Origin of the sequence: Alcanivorax sp. 24 (genome assembly GCF_004360225.1) — a bacterium.
In the GTDB taxonomy this organism is placed as follows: Bacteria; Pseudomonadota; Gammaproteobacteria; order Pseudomonadales; family Alcanivoracaceae; genus Alloalcanivorax; species Alloalcanivorax xiamenensis.
On the sequence record NZ_SNUA01000062.1, the window covers coordinates 1 to 536 of the forward strand.

Below are 536 nucleotides of genomic sequence, written 5' to 3' on the forward strand. Positions count from 1 at the left end.
GTGACTTAGTAGCTGGAGTAATGGGTGAAACCGGCATAACACTGAGCTTGGCGATTCATGCATGGCTTAAAGAGTGGGTAAAACCTAGCCCGCTGTCCAAGTGGACGAAAGATGCCAAGGAAGGCCGGGGCAACCGCATCATTAAAGACGCTGGCAACACCATGCTTGAGCACGTCCCGACCCGGTGGCGTGCTGAGAACCTAAGCGTGAATCACCACGACTCCGCTTATGTGCAGTACCGCTCTGGGTTATCGCAGATATTCCAGTTCGCCCAGACCAAAGGATGGATTGATCACGACCCAGTAGCACCCACGCGAAAGAACAACTACTACGAAAAGCAGCGTGCACGTTTAAGCGTTGAGCAGTTTCAAGGGATCCATGCTCTCGCTGAGGACTGGATGCAGGTCGCTATGGAGCTATCATTGCAGTGTTGGTTTGGCAGGGCTGAGTCGGTTGCTGCTAACTACGTAGATATTAAGACAGGACGAATGCACTATCTCCGTGAGACAACAAAAGAAAGCAGTAAGTCCGCTTGT

Annotated in this window: 1 pseudogene; it reads left to right on the plus strand. The window is 51.7% G+C overall.

What is annotated here, in order from left to right:
* Nucleotides 1–20: 20 nt before the first annotated feature.
* A pseudogene (locus E0L37_RS21275) lies at nt 21–536 on the plus strand (integrase); the annotation flags it as partial.